We start from the raw sequence: 25,637 nt of genomic DNA, 5'->3' as shown, positions 1-25,637 counted from the left end.
CCCTGGTCGCATGCGTACCACCGTCGATCTCCCGCCGGCCGTGCACCACCGCGTGCGCGAGCTCGCCGCCTCACGGCACCAGTCGATGTCCCGGGTGATCGCCGACCTGACCATGACGGGGCTCGCCGGCCTGCAGGTCGAGGTCGAGTACAGCCGCGATCCGCAGTCCGGCCTGCCGGTGCTGAGCCTCGGCCGAGCCGTCGACGACGCCGAAGTGGCCGACGCGCTCGACGACGAATGACGACCCGCTTCCTGCTCGACGCGAACGTGCTCATCGCGCTCACCGTCGCCGAGCACGCGCACCACGAGCGCGCGAGCGCCTGGTTCGCCGGAGTCCAGCAGGCCGCGGTCTGCCCGATCGTCGAGGGCGCGCTGCTGCGGTTCCTCGTGCGGCTCGGGGTGCCGCCGAGCTCTGTCCGCGCCATGCTGCTGGCGCTGCACGAAGATCCCCGCATCGAGCTCTGGTCCGAGTCGCTGTCGTACACCGAGGTCGAGCTCGGGCACGTGATCGGGCATCGCCAGGTGACCGACGCCTATCTCGCGGCGCTCGCTCGGCACCACCGGGGGCGGCTGGCGACCCTCGACGAGGCGCTGCACGCGGCGCTGCCGGAGTCCACCCTGCTCGTGCCGCGCTGATCCGGCGGCGCCGAGCCACGCACGCTCAGGCCGGGGCGACGAGCACGCGGAACGGCGTCGAGGCGCAGTCGAGCGCGGCGGCGGAGGAGCTCGCGAGCTGCCCGACCTGGAGCGAGGGCTCGGTCGAGAGCACGACGCGACCGTCGGCGTTGACGAGGGCGAGCGGCGCGTCGACCGCGAGGAAGCCGGCGAGCAGCTCCCGCTCGAGCCGGCGCACGGCGACGTCGGCGCCGACGACCCCGACCATCCGCTCGCCGTCGGCGGCGTGCGCGGGCATCGTCAGCGTGAGGATGTAGTCGCAGGTGCAGAGGTGGTCGACGAAGGGCCCGGTGACGTGCGCGTGCCGCGTCGTCGCGGGGATGCGGTACCACTCGAGGGCGCGGAAGTCGCGGAGGTACTCCGTATACCCCCGGGTGGAGAGGTCGAGCCGGGTCGGGCCGTCGGTCGAGCCGAGCACGGGGTTGTCGTCGAGCGGGCCGAGCCACCAGGCGAAGTGCACGTCGCGGCCGTGCACGATCTCGCCGTCGGCGATGAAGCCGGCTCCGACGAGCAGGGCGTCGGGCTCGACGAGCCGGGGGATCACGAGCTCGGAGACGAGCTGGTCGAGGGCGAGCGGCTTCACGCCGGGCGCGATCGCCTGCTCGATGGGCGCGCGCCACGCGGCGAGCTGCTCGAACACGCCGGTGAACAGTCGGGACACGGCCGCGGCGGCCGCCTCGGCGCCGGCGGGCAGCGCGTGCTCAGTCATCGATGCCACCCCCTCGTTCGACCCGGGCCTTCGCGGCGAGCAGCCGTTCGGCGAGGCTCGCGACGAGCGCGCCGACCGCTGCGCGCGCCTCGGCGGGCCGGTGCGCGGCGACGGCTGCGACGATGCGACGGTCGATCTCGGCGGCGTTCGCGCGCTCGTCGGCCTCGTCGAGGCCGAGCAGGAGCAGCGGCCCGGCGTCGGCCTGCAGCCGGATCTGCTCGCGCACGAGGCGCGCCGACTGGCTGAGCACGGCGAGCTCGAGGAAGAAGCCGCCCTGGTTCGTGCGGGCGGATGCCGCGGTGCCGAAGTCGGCGGCGTCGAGCCACTCGGCGAGGCGGACGGCCTCCGCGTCGGCGGCGCGCTCGGCGGCGCGCTCGGCGATGCCCGCGAGGATCGCGCCGAAGTAGACGGCCATGTCGCTGAGCTCGACCTGCGCGAGGGCCCGCAGCCGGGCGGTGAGCAGCGCACGGTGCTCGGCGTCGTCGTGCACGACGAAGCTCCCGCCCTCGCGGCCGCGGCGGGTCTCGACGAGGCCGGCGTCGCGGAGGATGCCGAGGCCCTCGCGCACGGTGATGAGCGCGACGCCGAAGCGGCGGGCGAGTTCGGGCTCGCTCGGCAGCCGCTCCCCGGGGTGCAGCACCCCGAGCACGATGCCGTCGGTGAGCCGCTGCGCCACCTGCTCGGCGCGGCCGGCGTCCGACAGCTGCGCGAACACGGCCTCGCGCGCTCCCGGGCCCACCCTCGATCCCATAGCGCACAGCTTTTCACAGGAGTTAAAGATTCACTATAGGATGAATGAAGATCGACGGTGATGGAGGCGAGCGATGACGAGTGAGACCGAGCGGCCGGGCGTGCTCGCGGGGCTCCGCGTCGCCGACTTCTCCCGCGTGCTCGCCGGCCCCTACGCGACCATGACGCTCGCCGACTTCGGCGCCGACGTCATCAAGATCGAGTCGCCCGCCGGCGACGACACCCGGCACTGGAAGCCGCCCGTCGATGCCGCAGGCAACGCCACCTACTTCGGCAGCGTGAACCGCAACAAGCGCTCCGTCGCGCTCGACCTCACGAGCGAGCCCGGCCTCGCCGAGGCCAGGCGCCTCGCCGCGAGCGCCGACGTCGTGATCGAGAACTTCCGCCCCGGCGTGATGGCCCGCTTCGGTCTCGACTACGACGCGGTCCGGGCGCTGAACCCGCGCGCGGTCTACTGCTCCATCACGGGCTTCGGCACCGGCGAGGGCGCCGCGCTCGCCGGCTACGACCTCCTCGTGCAGGCCGTCGGCGGTCTGATGTCGATCACGGGGGAGCCCGAGGGCGAGCCCGCGAAGGCGGGCGTCGCGCTCGTCGACGTGCTCTGCGGCCAGAACGCGGTCGCCGGCATCCTGCTCGCCCTCCGCGAGCGCGAGCGCACCGGCCGCGGCCAGCTCGTCGAGGTGAACCTGCTGCAGAGCCTGCTCGCCGCACTCACCAACCAGGCCGCGTCGACGCTCGTGACGGGTCGCGCTCCGCGGCGCCTCGGCAACCAGCACCCCTCGATCGCGCCCTACGCCGTGTTCCCCGCCGCCGACCGCGACCTCGTCATCGCCGTCGGCAACGACAAGCAGTTCCGTGCGCTCACGGCCGAGCTCGGCATCCCGGCCCTCGCCGACGACGAGCGCTACGCGACGAACGAGGCGCGCGTCGCCCACCGCGAGCACCTGCGCGCCGAACTCGAGGCCGCCCTCGCCGCCGCGCCCGCGGCCGCGTGGGTCGCCCGCTTCGCCGCGCGCGGCGTTCCGGCCGGCCTCGTGAACGACGTCGCCGAGGCCATCGCCTTCGCCGAGTCCCTCGGGCTCGAGCCCGTCGCCGAGATCGCGCAGAGCCGCACCGTCGCGAACCCCATCGGGCTCTCCGAGTCCGCCCCCGCCTACCGCACCCCGCCGCCCGCACTCGACCAGCACGCGGGCGCCGACTGGAACGACGCCTCGACCGGCCAAGGAAAGGAATCCCGATGACCACCGCACCCCGCATCGACCAGGTCTTCGACTTCGACGAGCTGCTGAGCGAGGAGGAGCGCGGGTGGCAGCAGCGGGCCCGCGCATTCGCGCAGGACCGCATCCTGCCGATCATCGAGGACGACTTCGAGCAGAAGCACTTCCGCAAGGAGCTCATCCCCGAGCTCGGCGCGGCGGGCTTCCTCGGCATGCACCTGAGCGGCTACGGCTGCGCGGGCGCCGGCGCGGTGAGCTACGGCCTCGTCTGCCTCGAGCTCGAGGCCGCCGACTCGGGCTGGCGCACCTTCGTCTCCGTGCAGGGCTCGCTCGCGATGAGCGCCATCCACAAGTACGGCTCCGAGGAGCAGAAGCAGCAGTGGCTGCCCGGCATGGCGAAGGGCGAGCTCATCGGCTGCTTCGCGCTCACCGAGCCGCAGGGCGGCAGTGACCCCGCGGCGATGACGACCGTCGCCCGCCGCGACGGGGACGGCTGGGTGCTCGACGGCGCGAAGCGCTGGATCGGGCTCGCCTCGCTCGCCGACGTCGCCGTCGTCTGGGCGCGGGTGGAGGACGACTCGCTCCCCTCGACGGGCTCGGGAAACCAGGGCGGCAAGGCGGTGCGCGGCTTCCTCGTGCCGACGACGACCCCGGGCTTCACCGCGACCCCGATCGACGGCAAGCTCTCGATGCGGGCGAGCGTGCAGTGCGACATCGAGCTCGACGGCGTGCGGCTGCCCGCCGACGCGATCCTCCCGGGCGCCGAGGGACTGTCCGGCCCCTTCGGCTGCCTGAACGAGGCGCGCTACGGCATCGTGTGGGGCGCGATGGGCGCCGCCCGCTCCTGCCTCGAGGTCGCCCTCGACCGCTCGATCACCCGCGAGGTCTTCGGCAAGCCCATCGGCGCCAACCAGCTCACCCAGGCGAAGCTCGCCGACATGCTGCTCGAGGTGGAGAAGGGCATGCTGCTCGCCCTGCACCTCGGCCGTCGCAAGGAGGCCGGCCGGCTCACCCCGGCGCAGATCTCGGTCGGCAAGCTGAACAGCGTGCGCGAGGCGCTCGCCATCGCCCACGAGGCGCGCACCATCCTCGGCGGCGACGGCATCACCAACGCGTTCCCCGTCATGCGGCACGCGGCGAACCTCGAGTCGGTGCGCACCTACGAGGGCACCGACGAGATCCACCAGCTCATCCTCGGCCGGGCGCTCACCGGCCTGAACGCGTTCTGAGCGGAGGCGACGGGATGACGACAGTCGACTCGGCCGTCCGCGCCGCGGCGGCCAGCGGGCTCGAGCGCAGCGACCACGGCGAGCGGGCCGGCTGGCTCCGCGCGATCGCCGAGGCGCTCGAGGCGCACCGCGCCGAGCTCGTCGGGATCGCGAACCGGGAGACCCACCTCTCCGAGGCCCGCCTCGACGGCGAGGTCACCCGCACCGCGACGCAGCTGCGCTTCTTCGCCGGCGTCGTCGAGGAGGGCTCCTACCTCGAGGCCACCCTCGACCGGCCGGACGCCTCCCTGCTGCCGCCGCGGCCCGATCTGCGGCGCATGCTGCGGCCGCTCGGGGTCGTCGCCGTGTTCGCGGCGTCGAACTTCCCCTTCGCCTTCTCGGTGCTCGGCAACGACACCGCCTCGGCGCTCGCCGCCGGCGACCCCGTCGTCGTGAAGGCGCACCCGGGGCATCCCGAGCTCTCGCGCCGCACCGCGGCGATCGCGCGCGAGGCGCTCGCCGCAGCCGGCGGCCCGGCCGACGCGCTCGTGCTCGTCGAGGGGATGGATGCCGGCATCGAGCTCGTGCGCCATCCACTCGTCCGGGCCGTCGGCTTCACCGGCTCGACCCGCGGCGGGCGGGCCCTGTTCGACCTCGCCGCTTCCCGAGCGGAGCCGATCCCGTTCTACGGAGAGCTCGGCTCGATCAACCCGGTCGTCGTGACCCCGGCGGCCGCCGCCGAGGACGCGGCCGGGCTCGGCGCCGGCCTCGCGGGCTCGTTCACCCGCGACGGCGGCCAGTACTGCACGAAGCCGGGCCTCGTGTTCGTGCCCCGCGGCACCGGCTTCGAGGCCGCCCTCGCGACGGCCGCCGCCGAGGCCCCGGGCCAGCGCCTCCTCACCGAGGGCATGACGAGCGCGTTCGCCGAGGGGGCGAGCGGGATCGCCGCGCGCGACGACGTCGAGCTGCTCGTCGACGGCGGCGCCTCGCCGGAGCCCGGCGTGTCCCGGCCGACCGTCGTCGCCACCGACATCGCGGCGTTCCTCGCCGAGCCGGCCGCGTTCCAGGAGGAGCACTTCGGTCCGCTCACCCTGCTCGTGCGCTACGACGACGCCGCGCCCGGCGGCGAGCTCGACCGGGCGCTCGCCACGCTCGAGGGCAGCCTCACCGGCACCGTGCGGCACGCGGCATCCGACGACGACGAGCTCGTCGCGCGGGCGAGCGCCGCGCTCGCCCGCATCGCCGGCCGCGTGCTCTACAACGGCTGGCCGACGGGCGTCGCGATCGCCTGGGCGCAGCACCACGGCGGCGGATGGCCCGCCTCGACCGCGTCCGTGCACACCTCGGTCGGCGCGAGCGCGATCCGGCGCTTCCTCACGCCCGTCGCGTACCAGGACGCGCCGCAGCAGGTGCTGCCGGTCGAACTCCGCGACGGCAACCCGGCGGGCGTGCCACGCCGGGTGGACGGGGTGCTCGAGGTCTAGCCCGACCGCGACGGGAATGCAACGGGGCGTCACGCGGTTTTTGGAAGGCGGCGCCCTGTGCTGGACTACGGGGCGTCCCACCAGCGCCGCACACCCGCGGCCTTCCGAAACGGAGCACCACCGATGCCCAGTCCCCGCCGTCTCCGCGCCGCCATCGGCGCCGCCGCGTCCGTCGTCGCCGTGATCGCCCTCGCCGCCTGCTCGAGCGGCGGTGCCGGATCGGCGTCCCAGACCGGCTCCGCGGACGACGAGTACGGGCTGTTGAAGCCGGGCACGCTGACCGTCGCGACCGAGGGCACCTACCGGCCGTTCACGTTCCACGAGGAGGGCTCGGGCGAGCTCGTCGGCTACGACGTCGAGGTCGCAGAGGCGGTCGCCGAGGAGCTCGGCCTGAAGGTCGAGTTCCAGGAGACCCAGTGGGACGCGATCTTCGCGGGCCTCGAGGCGGGACGCTTCGACGTCATCGCGAACCAGGTCTCGATCAACCCGGAGCGCGAGGAGAAGTACCTGCTCTCGACCCCCTACACCGTCTCGCCGAGCGTCGTGGTCGTGAAGGACGGCGACACCTCGATCACGAGCTTCGCCGATCTGGCGGGCAAGACCACCGCCCAGTCGCTCACGAGCAACTTCTACACCCTCGCCCAGGAGGCGGGCGCGAACGTGCAGTCCGTCGAGGGCTGGGCGCAGGCCGTCGCGCTGCTCGAGCAGGGCCGCGTCGACGCGACCGTCAACGACGAGCTGACCTACCTCGACTACGTCAAGGAGCACCCCGACGCGAAGCTCGCGGTCGCGGCCGAGACCGACCCCGCCGAGAGCGCCTTCGCGTTCACGAAGCAGAAGACCGCGCTCGTGAAGGCCGTCGACGAGGCCCTCGCCAAGCTGCAGGCCGACGGCACGCTCGCGAAGATCGGCGAGAAGTACTTCGGCCAGGACGTCTCCCAGTAGTACCGTCCTGACTATGGCCGACGGCTGGCAGCTCTTCCTCGACTCCTTCTGGCCGATCGTCTGGGGCGCGGTGAGCGGGACCATCCCGCTCGCCCTCGCCTCCTTCGCGATCGGACTCGTGCTCGCCCTGGGCGTCGCGCTCATGCGGCTCTCGCGGAACCGGGTGGTCTCGGGCATCGCCCGGGTGTACATCTCGATCATCCGCGGCACGCCGCTGCTCGTGCAGCTCTTCGTGATCTTCTACGGTCTGCCGGCGATCGGGGTCGTCATCGACCCGTGGCCGAGCGCGATCGCGGCGTTCTCGCTGAACGTCGGCGGCTACGCGGCGGAGATCATCCGGGCGGCCATCCTCTCGGTGCCGAAGGGGCAGTGGGAGGCCGGCTACACGATCGGCATGTCGCACGCGAAGACCCTGCGGCGGATCATCCTGCCGCAGGCGGCCCGGGTCTCGGTCCCCCCGCTGTCGAACTCGTTCATCTCGCTCGTGAAGGACACCTCGCTCGCCTCGCTCATCCTCGTGACCGAGCTGTTCAAGGTGTCGCAGCAGATCGCGGCCTTCAGCCAGGAGTTCATGCTCCTCTACCTCGAGGCCGCACTCGTCTACTGGCTCATCTGCCTCGCGCTGTCGAGCGGGCAGAGCGCCCTGGAGCGGAGGCTCGATCGCTATGTCGCCCACTGACCCCGTGCCCGCTGAGCCGTCGCCCGCTGATCGCCCGCTGCTGACGGCGACGGGCCTCCGGAAGGCCTTCGGCGAGAACGCGGTGCTGCGCGGCATCGACTTCGAGGTGCGCCGCGGCGAGGTCGTCGTGCTGATCGGCCCGAGCGGCTCCGGCAAGACGACCGTGCTGCGCTCGCTGAACGGGCTCGAAACCCCCGACGCGGGCGTGCTCGACTTCGACGGCGGGCCCGTGATCGACTTCGCGGCGCAGGCGCTCCGCCCCGCGAAGGCGGCGAAGCAGCAGCGGCTCGCCCTGCGCGACCGTTCGGCGATGGTGTTCCAGCACCACAATCTGTTCCCGCACCTCACGGTGCTCGAGAACGTCATCGAGGGCCCGGTGCAGGTGCAGCGCGTGCCGAAGGCCCGGGCGGTCGCCGAGGCGACGGCGCTGCTCGAACGGGTCGGCCTCGCCGAGAAGCGCGACGCGTACCCCTTCGAGCTGTCCGGCGGGCAGCAGCAGCGGGTCGGCATCGTGCGGGCGCTCGCGCTGAAGCCCGATCTGCTGCTCTTCGACGAGCCGACGAGCGCCCTCGACCCCGAGCTCGTCGGCGAGGTGCTGCAGGTGATCGCCGAGCTCGCCCGCGAGGGCTGGACCATGGTCGTCGTCACCCACGAGCTCGCCTTCGCCAGACAGGCCGCCGACGAGGTGCTGTTCCTCGACGGCGGCGTCGTCGTCGAGCGCGGCGCGCCGCAGGAGCTCTTCACCGCGCCGCGCGAGGAGCGCACCCGCCGCTTCCTCGACCGCATCCTGCGCCCGCTCGACTGAGCGGCGCGGCCCCCGACGGTAGCGTTGAAGGATGACTCCGCGCACCGACGGCCTCGCGTCGCCGGCCCGGGCGCGGGCGTTCACCCGGGCGCGGCGGCTGGCCACCGGTCGGCAGCGACGCGCGCTCGGCTGGTTCCGGCTCGGCATCGCCGTGCTCGAGGTCGTCGCCCTCATCGGCAACTTCGTCTACGTGCTCGGCTTCCGCGCCTTCGCGACCGCGAACTTCTTCAGCTACTTCACCGTGCAGTCGGCGTTCGCGGCGGTCGCGACGCTCGTGCTCGCGGGCGGCTACGCCCTGCTCGCGCCGCGCGACCCCCGCTGGCTCGGCACGCTCCGCACGATCGTGACCGTGTACGTCGTGATCTCGGGCATCGTCTTCGCCCTCATCGTGGCGAACGCCTCGACCCGGGACTACCGCATCGAGGTGCCCTGGTCGGACACGCTGCTGCACTTCGTCGTGCCGGCGCTCGCGCTCGTCGCCTGGACGGTGGACGCCGCCCTCGCGGTGAACCCGCGCGTGCCGTGGTCGACGCTCGGCTGGGTGCTCGTCTACCCGGTGCTCTGGCTCGGCTACACCCTCGTGCGCGGCGCCGACGTCGGCTGGTACCCGTACTTCTTCCTCGACGAGACGCAGGTCGGCGGCCCGTGGGGCGTGGCGCTCTACTGCGCCGTCGTGCTCGTGATCTTCGTGAGCGTGACGGCCGGGCTCGTCGCGCTCAACCGCGGACTGTGGCGTACGGCGCGAGATCGACGAGCACGGCGTTCTGGAACGTCTGATCGTCGAGCCGGTCGAGCAGCCGTGCCTGCGACGCCGCGATGACGCCGACGAGCACCGGGTCTCCGCCGAGGTCGATCCAGCCGGCGACGTGCGAGGGGGTCTCGACGGTGAGCAGCTGCGGCATCCCCGCCTGCGCGTCGGCGGACGTCTCGCCCCCTGCGGGGGTGGGGTCGCGCCAGAACGCCTCCTCGAAGCGGAGCCAGACCAAGTCGAGGGCCCCCGTGCGGAGCACGTCGATCGCCTCCTGATGCGCGGCGGGCAGCGCCGGTTCGAAGGCGAAGGCGTCGGACTGCAGCACCCCGAGCGGCACGGCGACGATCGCGCGGTCGGCGGCGACGGACTCGCCGGAGTCGAGGCGCAGGCCGACTCGCCGATCGGTGATCGTCACCCGGGTGACCGCGCTGCCCGCGGCGACGTCGAGGCCGTCGGCGAGCCGGTCGGTGACGTCGGCGAGCCGACCGGTGACGAGGCGGCGGGAGGTCTCGGCGAGCCCCGCGAGGTCGGCCCGCCCCGACACGAGGGTGGTGCCGGCGCCGGTGAGCGGTTCGACCCCGGTGCGGATCGAGTGCTGCAGCCAGGCGAGGCCCTCCGGCGGCAACTCGTTCGCACCGCTCGCGCGGAGCGCGTCGGCGAGGGAGCGGTCGACGTCCTGCGCGAGGGCCCATTCGTGCGCACGGGCGAGGGCGTCGGGGCCGGTGTCCGGCACCTCGAGCACGGTGCCGTCGGCGGCGCGGGTCCGGGTGCTGCTCGAGAAGGGCTCCGTCGCGACGTCGCTGGCCGCCAGCAGGGCGGTGAGCTCCTCGTCGTCGTCCACGAAGAGCGGGCCGAGCTCGACGGGACGGCCGAACGCGGCATCCTCCACCGAGTCGATGCGCCCGCCGATGCGCGTGCGCGCCTCGACGACGATGACCTCGAAGCCCTCGTCCTGCAGCACCCGGGCCGCGGCGAGGCCCGCGAGACCGGCCCCGACGACGGCGACGCGCTCGCCGGGCTCCGCGCGTTCGACGAGCGAGCGGGCGGCGAGCCGACCCGAGGAGAGCGCGCCTTGCAGGGTACCGGGCGCGTCGACGGAGCAGGCCTCGCCGGCGAACCAGACCCGGTCGGCGACCGGTTCGGCGAGCGCCTCGCGCAGCTCGGGCGTCGTGCCGACGGCCTGGAAGCCGAAGGCGCCGCGGGCGAAGGGGTCGGCCGCCCAGGAGGAGCGGCGCATGGCGCTCGGCAGCGGGATGCCGGCTGGGGCGCTCGGCGTCGGGGTGGGGGACAGGCTCGGGCTCGGCGCGGGAGAGCCGCTCGGGGTCGGCTTCGGGCCCGCCGTGCAGCTCGCGAGCGCGAGCGAGGCGGCCCCCGCCAGCCCGGCGGCCAGGAGCGCCCGGCGGCTCATGCCGCCTCCGTCAGCCCGCTCCCGCATGCCTCTCAGGCTAGCCGGAAACGCGAGATCGCCCGCGTCCGTGCGGACGCGGGCGATCATCGTAGAGGCGAGCGCGCTCAGACGGTGTAGCCGTCGGCCACCGTCAGGGCCTCGTCGATCACGTCGAGTCCGCGCACGAGCTCGTCCTCGGTGATGACGAGCGGCGGGGCGACGTGCGTGCGGTTGAAGTGCACGAACGGCGAGACGCCGTTCTGCTTGCACGCCGCGGCGAACGCGGCCATCGGGGCCGCTGCGGCGCCCGAGGCGTTGAACGGCACGAGCGGCTCGCGGGTCTCGCGGTCCTTCACGAGCTCGATCGCCCAGAACAGGCCGAGGCCGCGCACGTCGCCGACCGAGGGGTGCTTGTCCTGCAGCTCGGCGAGCCGCGGGGCGACGACGCGCTCGCCCAGCTCGCGGACGCGCTCGAGGATGCCGTCGCGCTCGAACACCTCGAAGGTCGCGACGCCGGCCGCGCAGGCGAGCGGGTGGCCCGAGTAGGTGAGCCCGCCCGGGAAGGCGACCGTGTCGAAGTGCGCGGCGATCCGCTGCGAGATGACGACGCCGCCGAGCGGCACGTAGCCCGAGTTCACGCCCTTCGCGAAGGTGATCAGGTCGGGGGTCACACCGAAGTGGTTCACCGCGAACCACTCGCCGATGCGGCCGAAGCCGACCATGACCTCGTCGGCGATGTAGACGATGCCGTAGCGGTCGGCGAGCTCGCGGACGCCCTGCAGGTAGCCGGGCGGCGGCACCAGGACGCCGTTCGTGCCGACGACGGTCTCGATGATGATCGCGGCGATCGTCGAGGCGCCCTCGAGCACGATGACCTGCTCGAGGTGGGCGAGGGCGCGCGCCGTCTCCTCCTCGGGGCTCGTCGAGCCCCACGCGGAGCGGTACTCGTAGGGGCCGAAGAAGTGCGCCACGCTGCCGTCGCTCGGCTCGTTCGCCCAGCGCCGCGGGTCGCCAGTGAGCGAGATCGCGGTGGCGGTCGAGCCGTGGTAGCTGCGGTACATCGAGAGCACCTTGCGGCGGCCGGTGACCTGGCGGGCCATCCGCACCGCGTACTCGTTCGCGTCCGCGCCGCCGTTGGTGAAGAACACCTTGTCGAGGTCGCCGGGGGCGACCTCGGCGATGCGGCGGGCGAGCTCGCCGCGCACGTCGGAGGCCATCGACGGCTGGATCGTCGCGAGCCGGCCCGCCTGCTGCTGGATGGCGGCGACGAGGTCGGGGTGCTGGTGGCCGAGGTTCAGGTTCACCAGCTGGCTCGAGAAGTCGAGGTAGGCGTTGCCCTGGTAGTCCCAGAACGTCGAGCCCTCGCCCGTGGCGACGGGCAGCGGGTCGATGAGGGCCTGCGCGCTCCACGAGTGGAACACGTGCGCACGGTCGTCCGCGCGCACCTGCGCGTCGCCGGCGGCGTCGGGCAGGGCGTGCGTCGCGCCGTGGCGGTCGGTGTAGCTGGCGGTCTGGGTCAGCGTGTCGGTCATGATGCTCCTTGCCGGTTCAGCGAGGCGGGTCAGTGGTTCTGCGGGAAGCCGAGGTTGATGCCGCCGTGCTGGGCCGGGTCGAGCCAGCGGCTCGTGATCGCCTTCTCGCGGGTGAAGAAGTCGAAGCCGTGCGCGCCGTAGGCCTTGGCGTCGCCGAACAGCGACTGCTTCCAGCCGCCGAAGGAGTGGTAGGCGACCGGCACGGGGATCGGCACGTTGATGCCGATCATGCCGACCTGGACCTCGTTCTGGAAGCGGCGGGCCGCGCCGCCGTCGTTCGTGAAGATCGCGGTGCCGTTGCCGAACTGGCCGGAGTTGATGAGCTCGAGGCCCTCGTCGTAGCTCGCGACGCGGACGACCGAGAGCACCGGGCCGAAGATCTCCTCGGTGTAGGCGCGCGAGGTGGTCGGCACCTTGTCGAGCAGGGTCGGGCCGAAGAAGAAGCCGTCCTCGTGGCCGTCGACGGTGAAGCCGCGGCCGTCGACGACGATCTCGGCGCCGTCGGCCTCGGCGATGTCGACGTAGGAGGACACCTTGTCGCGGTGCACGGCGGTGATGAGCGGGCCCATGTCGGGCTCGACCCCGTCGGTGCCCGCGCCGTTGCCGATCTTCAGCTTCGCGATGCGCTCGGTGATCTTCGCGATCAGCTCGTCGGCGACGGGCTCGACGGCGAGCACGACCGAGATGGCCATGCAGCGCTCGCCCGCGGCGCCGTAGCCCGCGTTGATGGCCTGGTCGGCGACGAGGTCGAGGTCGGCGTCGGGCAGCACGAGCATGTGGTTCTTCGCGCCGCCGAGGGCCTGCACGCGCTTGCCGTGCTTGGAGGCGGTCTCGTAGATGTACTGCGCGATCGGAGTCGAGCCGACGAAGGAGATGGACTGCACGAGCGGCGAGGTGAGCAGGCCGTCGACGGCGAGCTTGTCGCCCTGCAGCACGGTGAAGACGCCGTCGGGCAGGCCGGCCTCCTTCCACAGCTCGGCGAGCCAGAGGGCGGCGCTCGGGTCCTTCTCGCTCGGCTTCAGCACGACCGAGTTGCCGGCGGCGATGGCGATGGGGAAGAACCACATCGGCACCATGGCCGGGAAGTTGAAGGGGCTGATGATGCCGACGACGCCGAGCGGCTGCTTGATCGAGTAGACGTCGATGCCGGTCGAGGCGCTCTCGGAGAAGGCGCCCTTGATGAGCGAGGGGAAGCCGGTCGCGAGCTCGACGACCTCCTGGCCGCGGAGGATCTCGCCCATCGCGTCGGAGAGCACCTTGCCGTGCTCGGCAGTGATGATCTCGGCGAGCTCGCCGCGGCGGGCGTTCAGCAGCTCGCGGAACGCGAAGAGCACCGTCTGGCGCTTGGCGATCGAGTAGCCGCTCCAGATCTCGAAGCCGGCCTGGGCCGAGGCGATGGCGGCGTCGATCTCGGCCTGGTCGGCGAGGGCGACCTCGGCCTGCACGGCGCCGGTGGCCGGGTTGAAGACCGGGGCGGTGCGGCCCGAGGTCGAGGCGCGGTGGCCGCCGTCGACCCAGTGGCCGATGACCGGCACCGAGGCCGTCGAGCTCGTGGCGGATGCGGTCTCGGTCGTGCTCATGGCGTCTCCTTCTCAGGGGTGGAACGGGCCGGCCGGACAGAATGCCCGGAGCTCGGCTAAGCTTGTGTTTCCCAGTGTTGCAGAGCCGAAGTGAGTGAAGCGGTGGCAGATCGTCGCGAAGATGAGTCGATCCGAACGGAACGTCCGAGCCCGGTCGCAGAGGGTGCCGGGCTGCCGACCGTGCGCGAGCTCCTCGCCCTCCCGGCGCTCGCCGACGGCGTGCCCGAGGTGCTCGTCGGCGGCGAGGCGCTCGACGCCCGGGTGCGCTGGGCGCACGTCTCGGACAGCGCCGGCGTCGCCCGTCTCCTCGACGGCGGCGAGCTGCTGCTCACGACCGGCTCCGGCTGGCCGACGGAGCCCGAGGAGCTGGACGCGTTCATCGGCGGCCTCGTCGACGCCGGGCTCGCCGGGCTCGTGCTCGAGCTCGGCGTGCACTACCGCTACGTGCCCGCCGTGGTCGCCGAGGCGGCCGAGCGTCGGGGCCTCGCGCTCGTCGCGCTGCACCGCGAGGTGAAGTTCGTCGCCCTCACCGAGGCCGTGCACGGCCGCATCATCTCGGCGCAGACCGCCGCGCTCGTCGCCCGCGACGAGGTGCGCGAGCGCTTCACCGGGCTCGCGCTGCGCGGCTCGCCGGCGGACTTCATCGTGCGTCAGCTCGCGGCGACGCTCGGCTCGGGGGTCGTGCTCGAGAACCTCGCGCACGAGGTGGTGAGCGCCGAGGTGCCGCCGAGCGAGGAGGAGCCGCTGCTGCGGCAGTGGGAGGCGCGCTCGCGGCGCGCGCACCGCGGCGACGTCGAGGGCTGGCTCATCGTGCCGGTCGAGGCGCGCGGGCTGCGCTGGGGGCACCTCGTGGCGCTCCCCGGGCCGGAGCATCCCGCCGGTCGATCCGCCGTGCTCGAACAGGGTGCGACGGCGCTCGCCTTCGGCCGGCTCGCCGACGCGGGCGGCGACGAATGGGCGCGCATCGGGCGCCAGCGACTCGTCGACGCCCTCCTCGAGGGGCGCTTCGCCGCGCTGCCGAACGCCGCGGCCAGGCTCGAGGCGGCGGGGCTGCCGATCGCTCACGGGGTGCAGTTCGGCGTGGTCGCCTCGGGCGCCGAGATCTCGGGCGAGCGGGCGGATGCCGCGGCGCGCGCGCTGGGCGGCCGGGCACTCGCCGGCGCGCTCGCCGAGGGGCAGGCGCCAGCCTCCGTGCTGCTCGTCTCGCTGCCGGAGGCGACGCGCTTCGCGGTCGACGAGACCGGGGTGCTCGCCTTCGCCCGCTCACTCGTCGAGGAGCCCGCCGCTCGCGAGCGGCTCGTGCTCTCGGTGGGTCAGGCGGCGCACGGCCTCGCCGAGCTGCTCGCCTCGGTGCAGCAGGCGCGGGACCTCGCGCGGGTGCCGGTGGCGCGGGGCACGCGCGGGCCCGTCGTCCGGCGCGCCGACGACCGCCCGCTCGTGCGGCTCGTGACCTCGCTGCGCGACGACCACCGCCTGCAGGAGCACGGCGAGCGGATGCTCGCGCCGCTCATCGAGCACGACCTCGCCCGCGGCGGCGACCTGCTCGACGTGCTCGCCGCGATGCTCGCGCATCCGGGCAACCGCACGGCCGCGGCGTCGGCCTCGCATCTGTCGCGCTCGGTGTTCTACCAGCGCATCGCGCTCATCGCGGAGCTGCTCGACGCCGATCTCGACGACGGCGAGACGCTCACGGCGCTGCATCTCGCGCTGCTCGTGCGGCGGAGCGGGAGTCGCTGAGCCGGCGGCGAGGCATCCGGTTACTTGCTATTGACAAGTTGACTTGCAAAGAGCAAGCTAAAGGCGTCCACGCACCATCTCGACGACGAAACCGGAGCACGCCATGACCGCCACCAGCATCTTCGTGAACCTCCCCACGACCGACCTCGAGCGCTCGAAGGCGTTCTACGAGGCGCTCGGCTTCAGCATCAACCCGCTCTTCACCGACGAGAACGCGGCCTGCGTCGTGCTCGGCGAGAACGTGTACTTCATGGTGCTCACCCGCGACTACCTCGCGACCTTCACCGACAAGCAGATCATCGACCCGAAGACGCACGCGCAGGCGCTCATCGCGCTCAGCCGAGAGTCCCGCGACGACGTCGACCAGGTGCTCGCGAGGGGGCTCGCCGCGGGCGGTACCGAGCCGCGCGAGGCGCAGGACTACGGCTTCATGTACTCGCGCGACCTCGAGGACCCGGACGGCAACGTGCTCGAGTTCCTCTTCATGGAGCAGGCTGCCGCCGAGCAGGGCCCCGACGCGTACCTCGCCGGCCAGGCCTGACGAGGCGCCCGTGGGCACCCGCGCCGCGCGCGGCTTCGGCCAGTACAGCGGCGTCGCGCGCGCCGTCGAACGGGTCGGCGAACGATGGGCGCTGCTCATCGTCCGCGACCTGCTCGGCGGTGCGCGCCGGTACAGCGACCTCAAGGCGTCCCTGCCCAGGATCCCGACGAACATCCTGAGCGATCGCCTGAAGGAGCTGCAGGAGGCGGGCCTCGTGCGCCGCGTGCCGAGCGTGCGCGGCGGCTACGAGCTGACGCCGCTCGGTCGCGGCCTCGAACCCGTGGTCCTCGCGCTCGAGCGCTGGGGCTGGTCGGTGCTCGGCGATCCCGGCGAGGGCGAGACGATGAGCGCCGACGCGCTCGGCTTCGCGCTCGCCGCGGCGTTCCGGCCGGATGCCGCGGCGGCGCTCCCGCCGACCGAGTACGTGCTGACGCTCTCCGGGGCGGAGCCGCCCGTGGCGGTCTCGGCGATCGTGGTCGGCGGCACGCTCGACGTCGTCCCCGTCGGCTCCGGTGCGCTGCCCCAACCGCGGCGGCGCTCCGCGCTCGAGCCGGTGCCGGAGGCGGTGCTCGAGCTCGAGCTGGCGCCGGCGGCGCTGCGCGCCCTGCTCGCCGACAGCGCGATGGGCCGGCCCGGGTCGGCGGCGTTCGCGGGGGATGCCGAGCTGCTCGAGCGCTTCACCCGCACCTTCCGCATCGAACCCGTCGGACCGCCGCCCGGCGCGGCGGGCTCGACGGGCGTCGCGGTCGCGTAGGCGTTACCGGAGCGATATCTCCGCGACGCCCGGCGGAGGGCATCGTGCGGATACGCTGAGCCGACCACTGCAGGTGAACGGCTTGGGGGAGATGATGGCGGGATCGAGCGCGGGCGGGCGCGTCAGGATCGCGGGGGCGGTCGCGGCGGTCGCCGCGCTGCTGCTGGCGGGCTGCGCGAGCGGGCCGGAGCCGACGCCGACCCCGCCGGCGAGCGAGACGTCGACGCCCACCCCGACGCCGACCCTGACACCCACCCCGACGCCGGTGGCCGCGCCGGACCCGGCCGACCCGTCGAGCTGGCTGATCAGCGCCGACGGTATCGGGCCGATCGAGCGCGGAGCGGCATACCCCGACGCGATCGACTCGCTGACGGAGCTGTACTCGGTCGAGCCGTCCGGGCTGTGCCCGGAGCTCGTGTACCTGCGACGAGATGGCGCCGCCGACGTGCTCGTCATCCGCTCGGAGGACGGGTCCTTGGTGCACCGGGTTTGGGTTTTCGGCTCCGTCCGCGACCCGGAGGGGCTGCGCGACGGCGGCGCGACCGAAGCCGGGATTCGATTGGGCGCGACCGTCGCGGAACTCCAGGCCGCCTACCCGGATCTCGAGCTGGTCATCGAGCGGCCGAGTTCGACGGTGTTCTCCGTCGGCGACGACGAGGCGGGATGGATCATCTTCACTGCGGTCGAGGGTGTCGTGGGCGGCATCGCCGCCGCCGACACGAAGTTCACCCCGCAGGAGCTGTGCGCGTGAGCGTGCGAGGCGGTGCCGCCATGCTCGGGGGTCTCGCGATCGCGGCGCTGCTGCTCGCCGGCTGCGCGAGCGGGCCGGAGCCGACGCCGAGCCCGACGGCGAGCGAGACGCCGACGCCCACCGCGACGCCGACGCCCACCGCGACGCCCACCGTGGCGGCACCCGATCCCGCCGACGTCAGCACTTGGGTGATCAGCGCGTTCGGCGTCGGTCCCGTCGCGCGCGGCGCGGTCTACCCCGACGTGGCGACCCCGCTCACGACGTTCGCGCTCGAGCCCGTCGACGCGGCATGCCCGCGCCTGCACACGATGTCGCGCGAGGGCACGGCGACCGTGCTGCTGATCACGTCCGAGGCCGGCGATCAGGTCGATGAGGTGTGGCTCTCCGGCGCCCCGGGCGCCGAGGCCCCGCGCACCGCCGAGGGCATCGGGCTCGGCTCGACGCTCGCCGAGCTCACCGCTGCGTACCCGACGCTGCAGCAGACCACGCAGGTCAGTCTCGACGGCTACGGTTACGCGGTCGGCGACGACGACGCCGGGTGGCTCGATTTCATCGTCTATCAGGGCGCTGTCACGTACATCGGCTCCTCCGCCGAGCCCCGCGCGCCGAAGGAGTTCTGCGGCTAACGCTCGGCGAACGCCCGGCGCACCTCCTCGTGCGGGAGGGCGTAGCTCGCGTGCCCGTCGCGGCCCTCGAGGTCGCGGGCGGCGACGAGGGCGTTCGCGACGGCCTCCTCGACGGCCTCGACCGTCGCGCGGTACAGCGGATCGATCGCGCCCCAGGGCACGAAGTCGAGCCGCTCGAGCCCCTGGTTCGCCCCGCGACCGAGTTGGGAGGTGAGGGCGCCGGGGTTCGCGGTCGAGAACGCGAGGAAGATGTCGCCCGAGAAGTGGCTGCCCGCCGTGCCGGTGCGGGCGAGGCCGAGCGGCACTCGTCGGGCGAGGGCCTCGCACTGGCCAGGGAGGAGCGGGGCATCCGTCGCGACGATGACGATCACGCTGCCGGCGCCCGCGGCGGCCTTCGTGCGCTCGCCGTCGCGCACGAACCAGTCGTCGTCCTCGATCGGCTTCGGCGCGGCGGACTCGCGGCCGAGCGGCCGGCCGGCGAGCCGGAACTCGTCGCGATCGCCGAAATTGGCCTGCAGCAGGACGCCGACGGTGTACTCGCCGCCGGCCGTCGCGACCATCCGCGACGCGCTGCCGGTGCCGCCCTTGAAGGCGTAGCAGTTCATGCCGGTGCCGCCGCCGACGTTGCCCTCGGCGATCGGGCCGCCGGCGGCGGCGTCGAGGGCGGCCCGCGCGTGCTCGGGCCGCACGTGCCCGCCGTTGATCTCGTTCAGGTAGCCGTCCCAGGTCTCGCCGACGACCGGCAGCATCCACTGCGCTGACACCTCGGGATGCGTCTCGTGCACCCACTCGTCGACGCCCTGGTGCACGGCGCCGACGGCGTGCGAGTTCGTGATCGCGATCGGCAGCGCGAGCATGCCGGCCTCGTCGATCCAGCTGCGCCCGGTCAGCTCCCCGTTCCCGTTCAGCGAGAAGGTGCCGGCGGCGCAGGGGACGCCGACGCCGTCGCGGCCGCGGGGGAGGATCGCCGTCACCCCGGTGCGCGCGGTGCCCGCCGCGTCGGGTCCGCTCACGAGCGTCGTGTAGCCGACCTGCACCCCGGGGACGTCGGTGATCGCGTTCACAGGTCCCGGGGTGCCGTCGAAGGGCACGCCGAGGTCTCTGGCCCGCGGGGACTCGACGGGGGACTGGCTGGTGGTCGTCATCGACGCTCCTCGTTCTCGACGTTCTCGAACACCCGTTCAACTTTCGGGTGACGATCACGCTAGCACTCTTGACAGCGCCCGGGTGCCTCGATTGAATGAGCGTTCAGATTCTGCTGCACCCGATGCGGCTGCCCCCACGCCGAGGAGACGATGATGTCTGAACACCCGATCAACACCGCCGAGCGCGCCCCGTCCACCCGAAGAGGCTCCCTCGCCGCCGGCCGGCTGGGCGTCGGCGACGTCGTCTTCTTCGTCGTCTCGGCCGCGGCACCGCTCACCGTGGTCGCGAGCGCCGCGCCGACCTCCATGCGCATGGGCGGCATCGGGGCGGCCGGCGCGATGCTCGTCTGCGCCGTCGTGCTGATCCTCTTCGCCCTGGGCTTCACCGCGATGTCGACGCATGTGCGCAACACCGGCGCCTTCTACGCGTACGTCTCGCGCGGCCTCGGCAAGCCGGCGGGCCTCGGGGTGTCGTTCGTGACGATCTTCGCCTACGCGATCCTGACGGTCTGCTTCTACGGCTTCATCGGCTTCTTCGGCGAGCTCACGTTCGGCGGCCTCTTCGGCATCCAACTGCCCTGGGTGGTCTGGTCCCTGATCGCCGCCGCGGTGGTCGCCCTGCTCGGCTACCGCAAGATCGACGTCGGCGCGAAGGTGCTCGGCGTGCTGCTCACCGCGGAGGTCGCCATCCTGCTCGTGCTGTCCGTCGCCGTGCTGGTGCAGGGCGGTCCCGAGCCGTGGAGCGCCGCCCCCTTCGACCCGAAGGAGATCTTCTTCGCCGCCGGCGCCGGCAGCCTCTTCGTCGTCGGCTTCGGCGCCTACCTCGGCTTCGAGGGCACCGCGATCTACGCCGAAGAGGCCCGCAACCCGCGGCGCACCGTGCCGATCGCCACGTACCTCGCGATCGGCTTCCTCGGCGTCTTCTACGCCTTCACCTTCTGGATGCTCACGGTCGCGTTCGGCGCCGACGGCGTGATCGAGATTGCCCGAGGCGACGCCTTCGAGACGATGGTGTTCGCGGCGGGCGCCGAGTACCTCGGGGACTGGGCCGCGATCGTCATGCAGGTGCTCATCGTGACGAGCTTCTTCGCCTGCCTGCTCGCCTTCCACAACGCGTCGAGCCGCTACCTCTACTCGCTCGGCCGCGAGCGGCTGCTGCCGGCCGCGCTCGGCCGCACGCACCCGAAGACGAAGGCGCCGTACGTGGCGAGCGCCGTGATGAGCGTGATCGCCGTCGTCGCCATCCTCGTCGCGTTCCTGCTGGGGGCCGACCCCTTCCTGCAGTTCGCGATCTGGACGTACGCCACCGGCGTCGCCGGCCTCGTCTTCGCACAGGCGGTCGCCGCGGTCGCCGTCGTCGGCTTCTTCGCCCGGAACCGCCGCGGGCACAGCGTCTGGCGGGTGCTCGTCGCCCCCGCGATCGGCGCGGCCGGCCTGATCACGGGGTTCCTGCTCATCGCGTTCAACTTCGAGATCGTGACGACGATGACCGGCCCGATCAACTGGGTGCTGCTCGCGCCCACCCCGCTGCTGTTCATCGTCGGTATCGTGATCGCCATGATCATCCGCCGACGCGACCCCGGCCGCTACGCCGCCCTCGCCGAGAACCTCGACGACGAACGGGCCGAAGCGTGACGCGATCCGCGAAGCACGCGCAGCGCCGCGACGATCTCGTCGCGGCGCTGCGCCGCGTCGCGCGGGAGCGGGGGATGGCCCAGGCCAATGTGCGCGCCGTCGCCGCCGAGGCCGAGGTGAGCGCCGGCAGCGTGCTCTACTACTTCGACAGCTTCGAGCAGCTGCAGTTCGCCGCGGTCGAGGGCGTGCTCGAGGAGTTCTACGAGCGCCGGCGCGCGATCGCCGAGCGGGAGCCGGATGCCGCGGCGCGACTCCGCGCGCTCATCGAAGCCGGCGTGCCAGACGTGATCAGCGACGAGCTCCGACTCGTCTACGAGAGCATCGGACTGCTGCGCGAGAAGCCGCAGTACAAGCCGCTGCACCGCTCGATCGTGGAGCGGCAGGTGATGCTGTACCGCTCGACGATCGAGGTCGGTACGGCGCTCGGCGCATTCCGGCCGCGCCAGGAGCAGGCGACCATCGCGCGCAACCTCGTCGCGCTCGAGGACGCGTACGACCTCTACCCGCTGATCGGCGTCGAGCTCGACCGGGCGGCCTGCCGCCGCGCCGTCGTCGAGTACGCCGAGCTCGCACTGGACTGCGGGCTCGGCTGACGTGCGCGGTGCGCGCTGTGCGCGCCGTGCGTGCCGTTCAGCGCAGGAAGCGCAGGTAGTCCACCGCGGGGTCGACCGCCGCGCCCACGGTGAGCACGGCCTCGGCGACCTCCTCGCCGGCGCCGAGCTCGAGGGCGACCGAGCCGTCGGCCCGCACCGCACGCGAACCGCCGACGAAACGCAGGCCCTCGGCCTCGCCCACAGCATTGACGTAGACGTGCGGCAGCCGGTTGTCGAGCGCCCGGGCCCGGGAGGCGAGCTCGTGGTCGGGCAGGTAGGGGGCCATGTTCGCGGCGACCGAGACGAGCAGTTCGGCTCCGGCCAGGGCGAGCCGGCGCGCCGGCTCCGGGAACTCGACGTCGAAGCAGATCAGCGCGCCGATCGCGGTGCCCGCCGCCGTGCCGAGCACATCGTCGGCGCCGGGGGCGAAGGCCTCCGCCTCGGCGCCGAACAGGAGGCGCTTGCGGTACACGGCGGCGAGCCGGCCCTCGGCGTCGATGATCGCGAGCGAGTTGTGCACGGCGCCGTCGGGCCGCGAGGCATCCGGCTCGCCGCGCTCGGCGAAACCGAAGGCGACGGCCGTGCCCGAGTCGGCGCAGGCCGTCGCGAGCTCGGCGAGCAGCGGGTCGTCGCGCGTCAGGGCGAGCTCGCCGACGCGCTCGCCGGTGTAGCCGCAGAGGAACAGCTCGGGGAAGACGGCGAGCTCGGCATCCGGATGGCCCGCCAGCACCTCATGGATGGTCGCCGCGTTCGCGCGGAGATCGCGCGGCGCGGCCGCGAGCTGCGCGAGGACCACCCGGAGCTCGCGCTCCCGGGCGGTCCCCGCGTGCCGGCTCATCTCGTGCCCGCTACTTCGCGACGAAGGACAGGCGGCGGTTCGCGAACTCGCCGATGCCGATGGGACCCATCTCGCGGCCGAAGCCGGAGCGCTTCACGCCGCCGAAGGGCAGTTCCGCCGCCTCCGCGGCGATCGTGTTGACGTGGGTCATGCCGACCTCGAGCCGCGAGGCGACGCGCGCCGCGCGCGCCTCGTCGGTCGAGAACACCGAGCCGCCGAGGCCGAGGTCGCAGTCGTTCGCGAGCTCGAGGGCTTCTTCGTCGCTGTGCACCCGGTAGACGGTCGCGACCGGCCCGAAGATCTCCTCGCGGTACGACGCGGAGTCGCGCGGCACGCCCGTGAGCACGGCCGGCGAGTAGTACGCGCCGGGACCGTCGGAGAGCACGCCGCCCGCCTCGAGCGTTGCACCCGCGGCGACCGCGCGCTGCACCTGCTCGTGCACCGTCTCGGCGGCCACGCGGGTCGACAGCGGGGCGTACTCGCCCTCGCCGAGGGCGAGCTGGTCGCCGGGGACGAGGCCGTCGGCCAGCTTCTTCAGCTCGGCGACGAACTCGTCGTAGATGTCGTCCATGACGATCATCCGCTTGTTCGAGTTGCAGACCTGGCCGCCGTTGTAGACGCGGAAGTCCCACGCTGCCTTCGCGACGCTCGCGACGTCGTCGGCGTCGAGCACGACCATCGGGTCGATGCCGCCGAGCTCGAGCACGCACTTCTTCAGGTGCCGGCCCGCCTGCTCGCCGATGATCGCGCCAGCCCGCTCGGAGCCGGTGAGCGAGACGCCCTGCACCCGGTCGTCCGCGATCATCGTGGCGATCTGCTCGTGCGAGGCGAACACGTTCTGGTAACCGCCGACGGGCATGCCCGCCTCCTCCATGATCTCCTGGATCGTGAGGGCCGAGCGGGCGCAGATGTCGGCGTGCTTCAGGATGATCGTGTTGCCGAGCACGAGGTTCGGGGCCGCGAAGCGGGCCACCTGGTAGTAGGGGAAGTTCCACGGCATGACGCCGAGCAGCGTGCCGATGGGCAGCTGCTCGATGATCGCCTTGCCGGGGATGGTCGAGGGGATCTCGTAGTCGGTGATGAGGCTCGGTCCGTGCACCGCGTAGTACTCGATGATCGCCGTCGCGAACTCGACCTCGTCGATCGACTCGGCGAGGGACTTGCCCATCTCGACCGCGATGAGGCGGGCGAGCTCCTCCTTGCGCTCCTCGAACAGCTCGGCGACGCGTTTCACGACGGCGGCGCGCTCCTGCACGCTGCGCTCGCGCCATTCGCGGTAGGCGCCGTCGGCCGCCGCGAGCGTCTGCTCGATCTCGGCGTCGGTCGCGACCTCGAAGGTCTCGACGATCTCGCCCGTCGCTGGGTTCTGCACCCGGTACTTCGCCATTTCGGCTCTCTCCTTCGTCTTCGTGGGTCTGCGGCACGGGCGTCGGCCCGCGCGGGAGCGCTCAGCGCTCGATGAACACCTTGCGCAGCGGTTCGCGCACGGTCCAGATGGTCTGCATGCCGGCCTCGAGGCGCACCACCGAGCCGGGTGCGAGCACGATCGCCTCGCAGGCGGGCTCGACGAACTCGACGGTCGCGTCGCCCGCGAGGACGACGAACACCTCGTCGACCTCGGTGTCGCGCATCGTGCCGCGGCCCATCTCCCAGATACCGATCTCGCCGGCCGCCGAGACGTCGAGCGGCAGGTACGCAGTGGTCGGCTCGCCGGCGACGGACTGCTCGGCGGGCACCGGCTCGTGCTCGAGTGCGACGGCCGGGCCGTCGACGAGCGCGCCGGGGACGAGGCGCTCGGCGCCCTGCTGCTCGGTGCTCACGAGTCGAACCCGAGTCCGAGGGCGTCGAGCGTCTTCAGCAGCACGTTGCGCTTGCCGCGGTTGTGGTCGGCGCGGTCGAGCGACCAACGGGTCGCGTTGATGCCGATCGCGGCGGCCGGCTCGGGCGGGAACGGCAGCGGGCGCTTGCGCACCATCTCGAGCTGCGTGCGCTCGTTGTCGCGGCGCTCGAGCAGGTCGAGCATGACCTCGGCGGCGAAGCGGGTCGAGCCGACGCCGAGGCCGGTGAAGCCCGCCGCGTACGCGACGCGGTGCTCGCGTGCCGTGCCGAAGAAGGCCGTGAACTGGGTCGAGGTGTCGATCGCGCCGGCCCACTGGTGGCTGAACCGCAGGCCCTCGAGCTGCGGGAAGGTCGTGAAGAAGTGGCTCGCGAGCTTCTGCCACGACTCGGGGCGGTTCTCGTACTGCTCGCGCACCTTGCGGCCGTAGTGGTACACGGCGTCGTAGCCGCCGAAGAGGATGCGGTTGTCCTTCGAGAGCCGGTAGTAGTGGAACTGGTTCGCCATATCGCCGATGCCCTGGCGGTCCTTCCAGCCGATCGAGTCGAGCTGTTCGGCCGAGAGCGGCTCGGTCATGAGCACATAGTCGTAGACCGGCACGGTCATCAGGCGGTTGCGCTTCAGGAGCGAGGGGAACACGTTCGTCGCGAGCACCGCGTGCTTCGCGTCGATGCGTCCGCCGTCGGTGACGACACTCACGGCACCCGTCGAACCGGGGGTGTCGAGGCGGCGCACCGGCGACTGCTCGAAGATCTCGACGCCGCGCTCCTCGGCGACGCGGGCGAGCTCGGCCGCGAGACGGGCCGGGTGCACCATCGCGTTGGTGCGCTTCTCCCACACCGCGCCGAGGTAGGTCGGGGAGTGGACGGATGCCTGGGCCGCGGCCTCGTCGAGGAAGACGACCTCGTCGGCCTCGCCCGCTGCGGCGGCCTCGTCGGCCCACTCGCGCAGCCACTCGAGCTGGTGTTCCTCGATCGCGGGGGCCAGCTGGCCGGTGCGCTCGAACTCGAAGTCCATGCCGTAGCGCTGCTCGCTCGCCTCGATGGCGTCGAGGTTCTCGAGCCCGAGGCGGTCGAGCAGCGGCATCTCCTTCGGCCAGCGGGAGAGCCCGTTCTCGCGGCCGTGCGTGAGGCTCGCCTCGCAGAAGCCGCCGTTGCGGCCGGAGGCCGCCCAGCCGATGCGCTTCGCCTCGACGAGGACGACGTGCGACTCGGGCGCGCGCTCCTTCGCGAGCAGGGCCGTCCAGAGGCCGGTGTAGCCGCCGCCGACGATCACGAGGTCGGCGACGACGGTGCCGCTGAGCTTGGGCCGGGACGGCTTCAGCGCCGCCGGCAGGTCGTCCCGCCAGAAGACCGAGTGGCGGGTGTCGGCGAGCGCATGCTCGATGACGGATGAAGAGGGTCGACGTCGTTCGAAGACGGTGGTGCCCACGGGGATCACTCCGATGCGTGTTTGGTT

26 protein-coding genes are annotated in these 25,637 nt (G+C 72.8%); 16 read left to right on the top strand and 10 right to left on the bottom strand.

Translation table 11 applies throughout. The features are described from left to right. Positions 1 to 10 precede the first annotated feature (10 nt). Together QSJ60_RS17170 and QSJ60_RS17165 are read left to right on the top strand one after the other, a co-directional pair. On the top strand, positions 11 to 241 hold the full coding sequence (locus QSJ60_RS17170; protein WP_230768092.1) for a hypothetical protein: 231 nt from the start codon (positions 11 to 13) through the stop codon (positions 239 to 241). Beyond that, on the top strand, positions 238 to 636 hold the full coding sequence (locus QSJ60_RS17165; protein WP_230768091.1) for a TA system VapC family ribonuclease toxin: 399 nt from the start codon (positions 238 to 240) through the stop codon (positions 634 to 636). Before QSJ60_RS17170 ends, QSJ60_RS17165 begins: the two co-directional genes overlap by 4 nt. Before the next feature lie 25 nt (positions 637 to 661). Here the strand turns inward: QSJ60_RS17165 and QSJ60_RS17160 are convergent, their stop codons facing one another. Together QSJ60_RS17160 and QSJ60_RS17155 are read right to left on the bottom strand one after the other, a co-directional pair. Then, entirely contained in the window at positions 662 to 1,384 is a 723-nt protein-coding gene (locus tag QSJ60_RS17160) for a PDC sensor domain-containing protein (protein WP_285464787.1), read from the bottom strand. Beyond that, positions 1,377 to 2,123 carry a FadR/GntR family transcriptional regulator gene (locus QSJ60_RS17155; protein ID WP_229781721.1) on the bottom strand — a complete coding sequence of 249 codons (747 nt, stop codon included), beginning with the start codon at positions 2,121 to 2,123 and terminating at the stop codon, positions 1,377 to 1,379. Before QSJ60_RS17155 ends, QSJ60_RS17160 begins: the two co-directional genes overlap by 8 nt. Positions 2,124 to 2,208: 85 nt before the next feature. On the opposite strand from QSJ60_RS17155, the gene QSJ60_RS17150 reads away from it, so the two are divergent. From QSJ60_RS17150 to QSJ60_RS17120, 7 genes are all read left to right on the top strand, one after another. Next, entirely contained in the window at positions 2,209 to 3,375 is a 1,167-nt protein-coding gene (locus tag QSJ60_RS17150) for a CaiB/BaiF CoA transferase family protein (protein WP_285464784.1), read from the top strand. Next, positions 3,372 to 4,580, top strand: coding sequence for an acyl-CoA dehydrogenase family protein (locus QSJ60_RS17145; RefSeq protein WP_285464782.1), 1,209 nt, complete (start codon positions 3,372 to 3,374; stop codon positions 4,578 to 4,580). The genes QSJ60_RS17150 and QSJ60_RS17145 overlap by 4 nt, the downstream gene beginning before the upstream one ends. A gap of 14 nt (positions 4,581 to 4,594) precedes the next feature. Next, positions 4,595 to 6,043, top strand: a complete 1,449-nt coding sequence (locus QSJ60_RS17140) for an aldehyde dehydrogenase (NADP(+)) (RefSeq protein WP_285464780.1) — start codon at positions 4,595 to 4,597, stop codon at positions 6,041 to 6,043. A 123-nt stretch (positions 6,044 to 6,166) separates the two neighbouring features. Beyond that, positions 6,167 to 6,988 (top strand): amino acid ABC transporter substrate-binding protein, encoded by an 822-nt coding sequence (locus QSJ60_RS17135; protein ID WP_189085648.1) that lies wholly within the window; start codon positions 6,167 to 6,169, stop codon positions 6,986 to 6,988. Positions 6,989 to 7,001: 13 nt separating this feature from the next. Next, complete coding sequence (locus tag QSJ60_RS17130; protein WP_230768080.1) at positions 7,002 to 7,667, top strand: amino acid ABC transporter permease; 666 nt, start codon at positions 7,002 to 7,004, stop codon at positions 7,665 to 7,667. After that, positions 7,654 to 8,472: an amino acid ABC transporter ATP-binding protein gene (locus tag QSJ60_RS17125; protein ID WP_285464777.1), complete on the top strand. Its 819-nt coding sequence runs from the start codon at positions 7,654 to 7,656 to the stop codon at positions 8,470 to 8,472. The genes QSJ60_RS17130 and QSJ60_RS17125 overlap by 14 nt, the downstream gene beginning before the upstream one ends. 31 nt (positions 8,473 to 8,503) lie before the next feature. Next, positions 8,504 to 9,292: a Pr6Pr family membrane protein gene (locus tag QSJ60_RS17120; protein ID WP_230768078.1), complete on the top strand. Its 789-nt coding sequence runs from the start codon at positions 8,504 to 8,506 to the stop codon at positions 9,290 to 9,292. Here QSJ60_RS17120 and QSJ60_RS17115 read toward each other — a convergent pair. The 3 genes from QSJ60_RS17115 to QSJ60_RS17105 form a co-directional block, all read right to left on the bottom strand. Next, on the bottom strand, positions 9,189 to 10,658 hold the full coding sequence (locus QSJ60_RS17115) for a flavin monoamine oxidase family protein (RefSeq protein WP_285464775.1): 1,470 nt from the start codon (positions 10,656 to 10,658) through the stop codon (positions 9,189 to 9,191). The genes QSJ60_RS17120 and QSJ60_RS17115 overlap by 104 nt on opposite strands. Positions 10,659 to 10,735: 77 nt before the next feature. Continuing rightward, positions 10,736 to 12,142, bottom strand: a complete 1,407-nt coding sequence (locus QSJ60_RS17110) for an aspartate aminotransferase family protein (RefSeq protein WP_285464774.1) — start codon at positions 12,140 to 12,142, stop codon at positions 10,736 to 10,738. A gap of 29 nt (positions 12,143 to 12,171) precedes the next feature. Next, positions 12,172 to 13,722 (bottom strand): CoA-acylating methylmalonate-semialdehyde dehydrogenase, encoded by a 1,551-nt coding sequence (locus QSJ60_RS17105; RefSeq protein ID WP_189085654.1) that lies wholly within the window; start codon positions 13,720 to 13,722, stop codon positions 12,172 to 12,174. Between the two features lie 180 nt (positions 13,723 to 13,902). Here QSJ60_RS17105 and QSJ60_RS17100 point away from each other — a divergent pair, with 180 nt between their 5' ends. The 5 genes from QSJ60_RS17100 to QSJ60_RS17080 all read left to right on the top strand — a co-directional run bounded on the left by QSJ60_RS17100 (position 13,903) and on the right by QSJ60_RS17080 (position 18,131). Beyond that, positions 13,903 to 15,459, top strand: a complete 1,557-nt coding sequence (locus tag QSJ60_RS17100; RefSeq protein WP_285464773.1) for a PucR family transcriptional regulator — start codon at positions 13,903 to 13,905, stop codon at positions 15,457 to 15,459. Between the two features lie 103 nt (positions 15,460 to 15,562). Beyond that, entirely contained in the window at positions 15,563 to 16,000 is a 438-nt protein-coding gene (locus QSJ60_RS17095; RefSeq protein WP_285464771.1) for a VOC family protein, read from the top strand. A gap of 10 nt (positions 16,001 to 16,010) precedes the next feature. After that, a complete protein-coding gene (locus tag QSJ60_RS17090) occupies positions 16,011 to 16,754 on the top strand; it encodes a winged helix-turn-helix transcriptional regulator (protein ID WP_285464770.1) in 744 nt (247 codons plus the stop codon). A gap of 94 nt (positions 16,755 to 16,848) precedes the next feature. Continuing rightward, positions 16,849 to 17,505: a hypothetical protein gene (locus tag QSJ60_RS17085; protein WP_285464769.1), complete on the top strand. Its 657-nt coding sequence runs from the start codon at positions 16,849 to 16,851 to the stop codon at positions 17,503 to 17,505. Next, entirely contained in the window at positions 17,502 to 18,131 is a 630-nt protein-coding gene (locus QSJ60_RS17080; protein WP_285464768.1) for a hypothetical protein, read from the top strand. Before QSJ60_RS17085 ends, QSJ60_RS17080 begins: the two co-directional genes overlap by 4 nt. On the opposite strand, the gene QSJ60_RS17075 is transcribed toward QSJ60_RS17080, so the two are convergent. Next, positions 18,128 to 19,276 carry a DmpA family aminopeptidase gene (locus QSJ60_RS17075; RefSeq protein ID WP_285464767.1) on the bottom strand — a complete coding sequence of 383 codons (1,149 nt, stop codon included), beginning with the start codon at positions 19,274 to 19,276 and terminating at the stop codon, positions 18,128 to 18,130. The genes QSJ60_RS17080 and QSJ60_RS17075 overlap by 4 nt on opposite strands. Before the next feature lie 153 nt (positions 19,277 to 19,429). On the opposite strand from QSJ60_RS17075, the gene QSJ60_RS17070 reads away from it, so the two are divergent. Together QSJ60_RS17070 and QSJ60_RS17065 are read left to right on the top strand one after the other, a co-directional pair. Next, positions 19,430 to 20,911 (top strand): APC family permease, encoded by a 1,482-nt coding sequence (locus QSJ60_RS17070; RefSeq protein ID WP_285464766.1) that lies wholly within the window; start codon positions 19,430 to 19,432, stop codon positions 20,909 to 20,911. Next, a complete protein-coding gene (locus QSJ60_RS17065; protein WP_285464765.1) occupies positions 20,908 to 21,504 on the top strand; it encodes a TetR family transcriptional regulator in 597 nt (198 codons plus the stop codon). Before QSJ60_RS17070 ends, QSJ60_RS17065 begins: the two co-directional genes overlap by 4 nt. Before the next feature lie 37 nt (positions 21,505 to 21,541). Here the strand turns inward: QSJ60_RS17065 and QSJ60_RS17060 are convergent, their stop codons facing one another. The 4 genes from QSJ60_RS17060 to QSJ60_RS17045 all read right to left on the bottom strand — a co-directional run bounded on the left by QSJ60_RS17060 (position 21,542) and on the right by QSJ60_RS17045 (position 25,610). Then, positions 21,542 to 22,342 carry a nitrilase-related carbon-nitrogen hydrolase gene (locus QSJ60_RS17060; RefSeq protein ID WP_285464763.1) on the bottom strand — a complete coding sequence of 267 codons (801 nt, stop codon included), beginning with the start codon at positions 22,340 to 22,342 and terminating at the stop codon, positions 21,542 to 21,544. Positions 22,343 to 22,352: 10 nt separating this feature from the next. Further along, positions 22,353 to 23,729, bottom strand: a complete 1,377-nt coding sequence (locus tag QSJ60_RS17055) for an NAD-dependent succinate-semialdehyde dehydrogenase (protein ID WP_285464762.1) — start codon at positions 23,727 to 23,729, stop codon at positions 22,353 to 22,355. A 61-nt stretch (positions 23,730 to 23,790) separates the two neighbouring features. Continuing rightward, positions 23,791 to 24,162, bottom strand: coding sequence for a cupin domain-containing protein (locus tag QSJ60_RS17050; RefSeq protein ID WP_285464761.1), 372 nt, complete (start codon positions 24,160 to 24,162; stop codon positions 23,791 to 23,793). Further along, positions 24,159 to 25,610 carry an NAD(P)/FAD-dependent oxidoreductase gene (locus QSJ60_RS17045; RefSeq protein WP_285464759.1) on the bottom strand — a complete coding sequence of 484 codons (1,452 nt, stop codon included), beginning with the start codon at positions 25,608 to 25,610 and terminating at the stop codon, positions 24,159 to 24,161. Before QSJ60_RS17045 ends, QSJ60_RS17050 begins: the two co-directional genes overlap by 4 nt. Positions 25,611 to 25,637 lie beyond the last annotated feature (27 nt).

It is taken from the genome of Agromyces sp. NBRC 114283, assembly GCF_030268405.1.
Lineage (GTDB): Bacteria > Actinomycetota > Actinomycetes > Actinomycetales > Microbacteriaceae > Agromyces > Agromyces mediolanus.
This window is presented reverse-complemented; position numbering and strand designations above follow the sequence as displayed.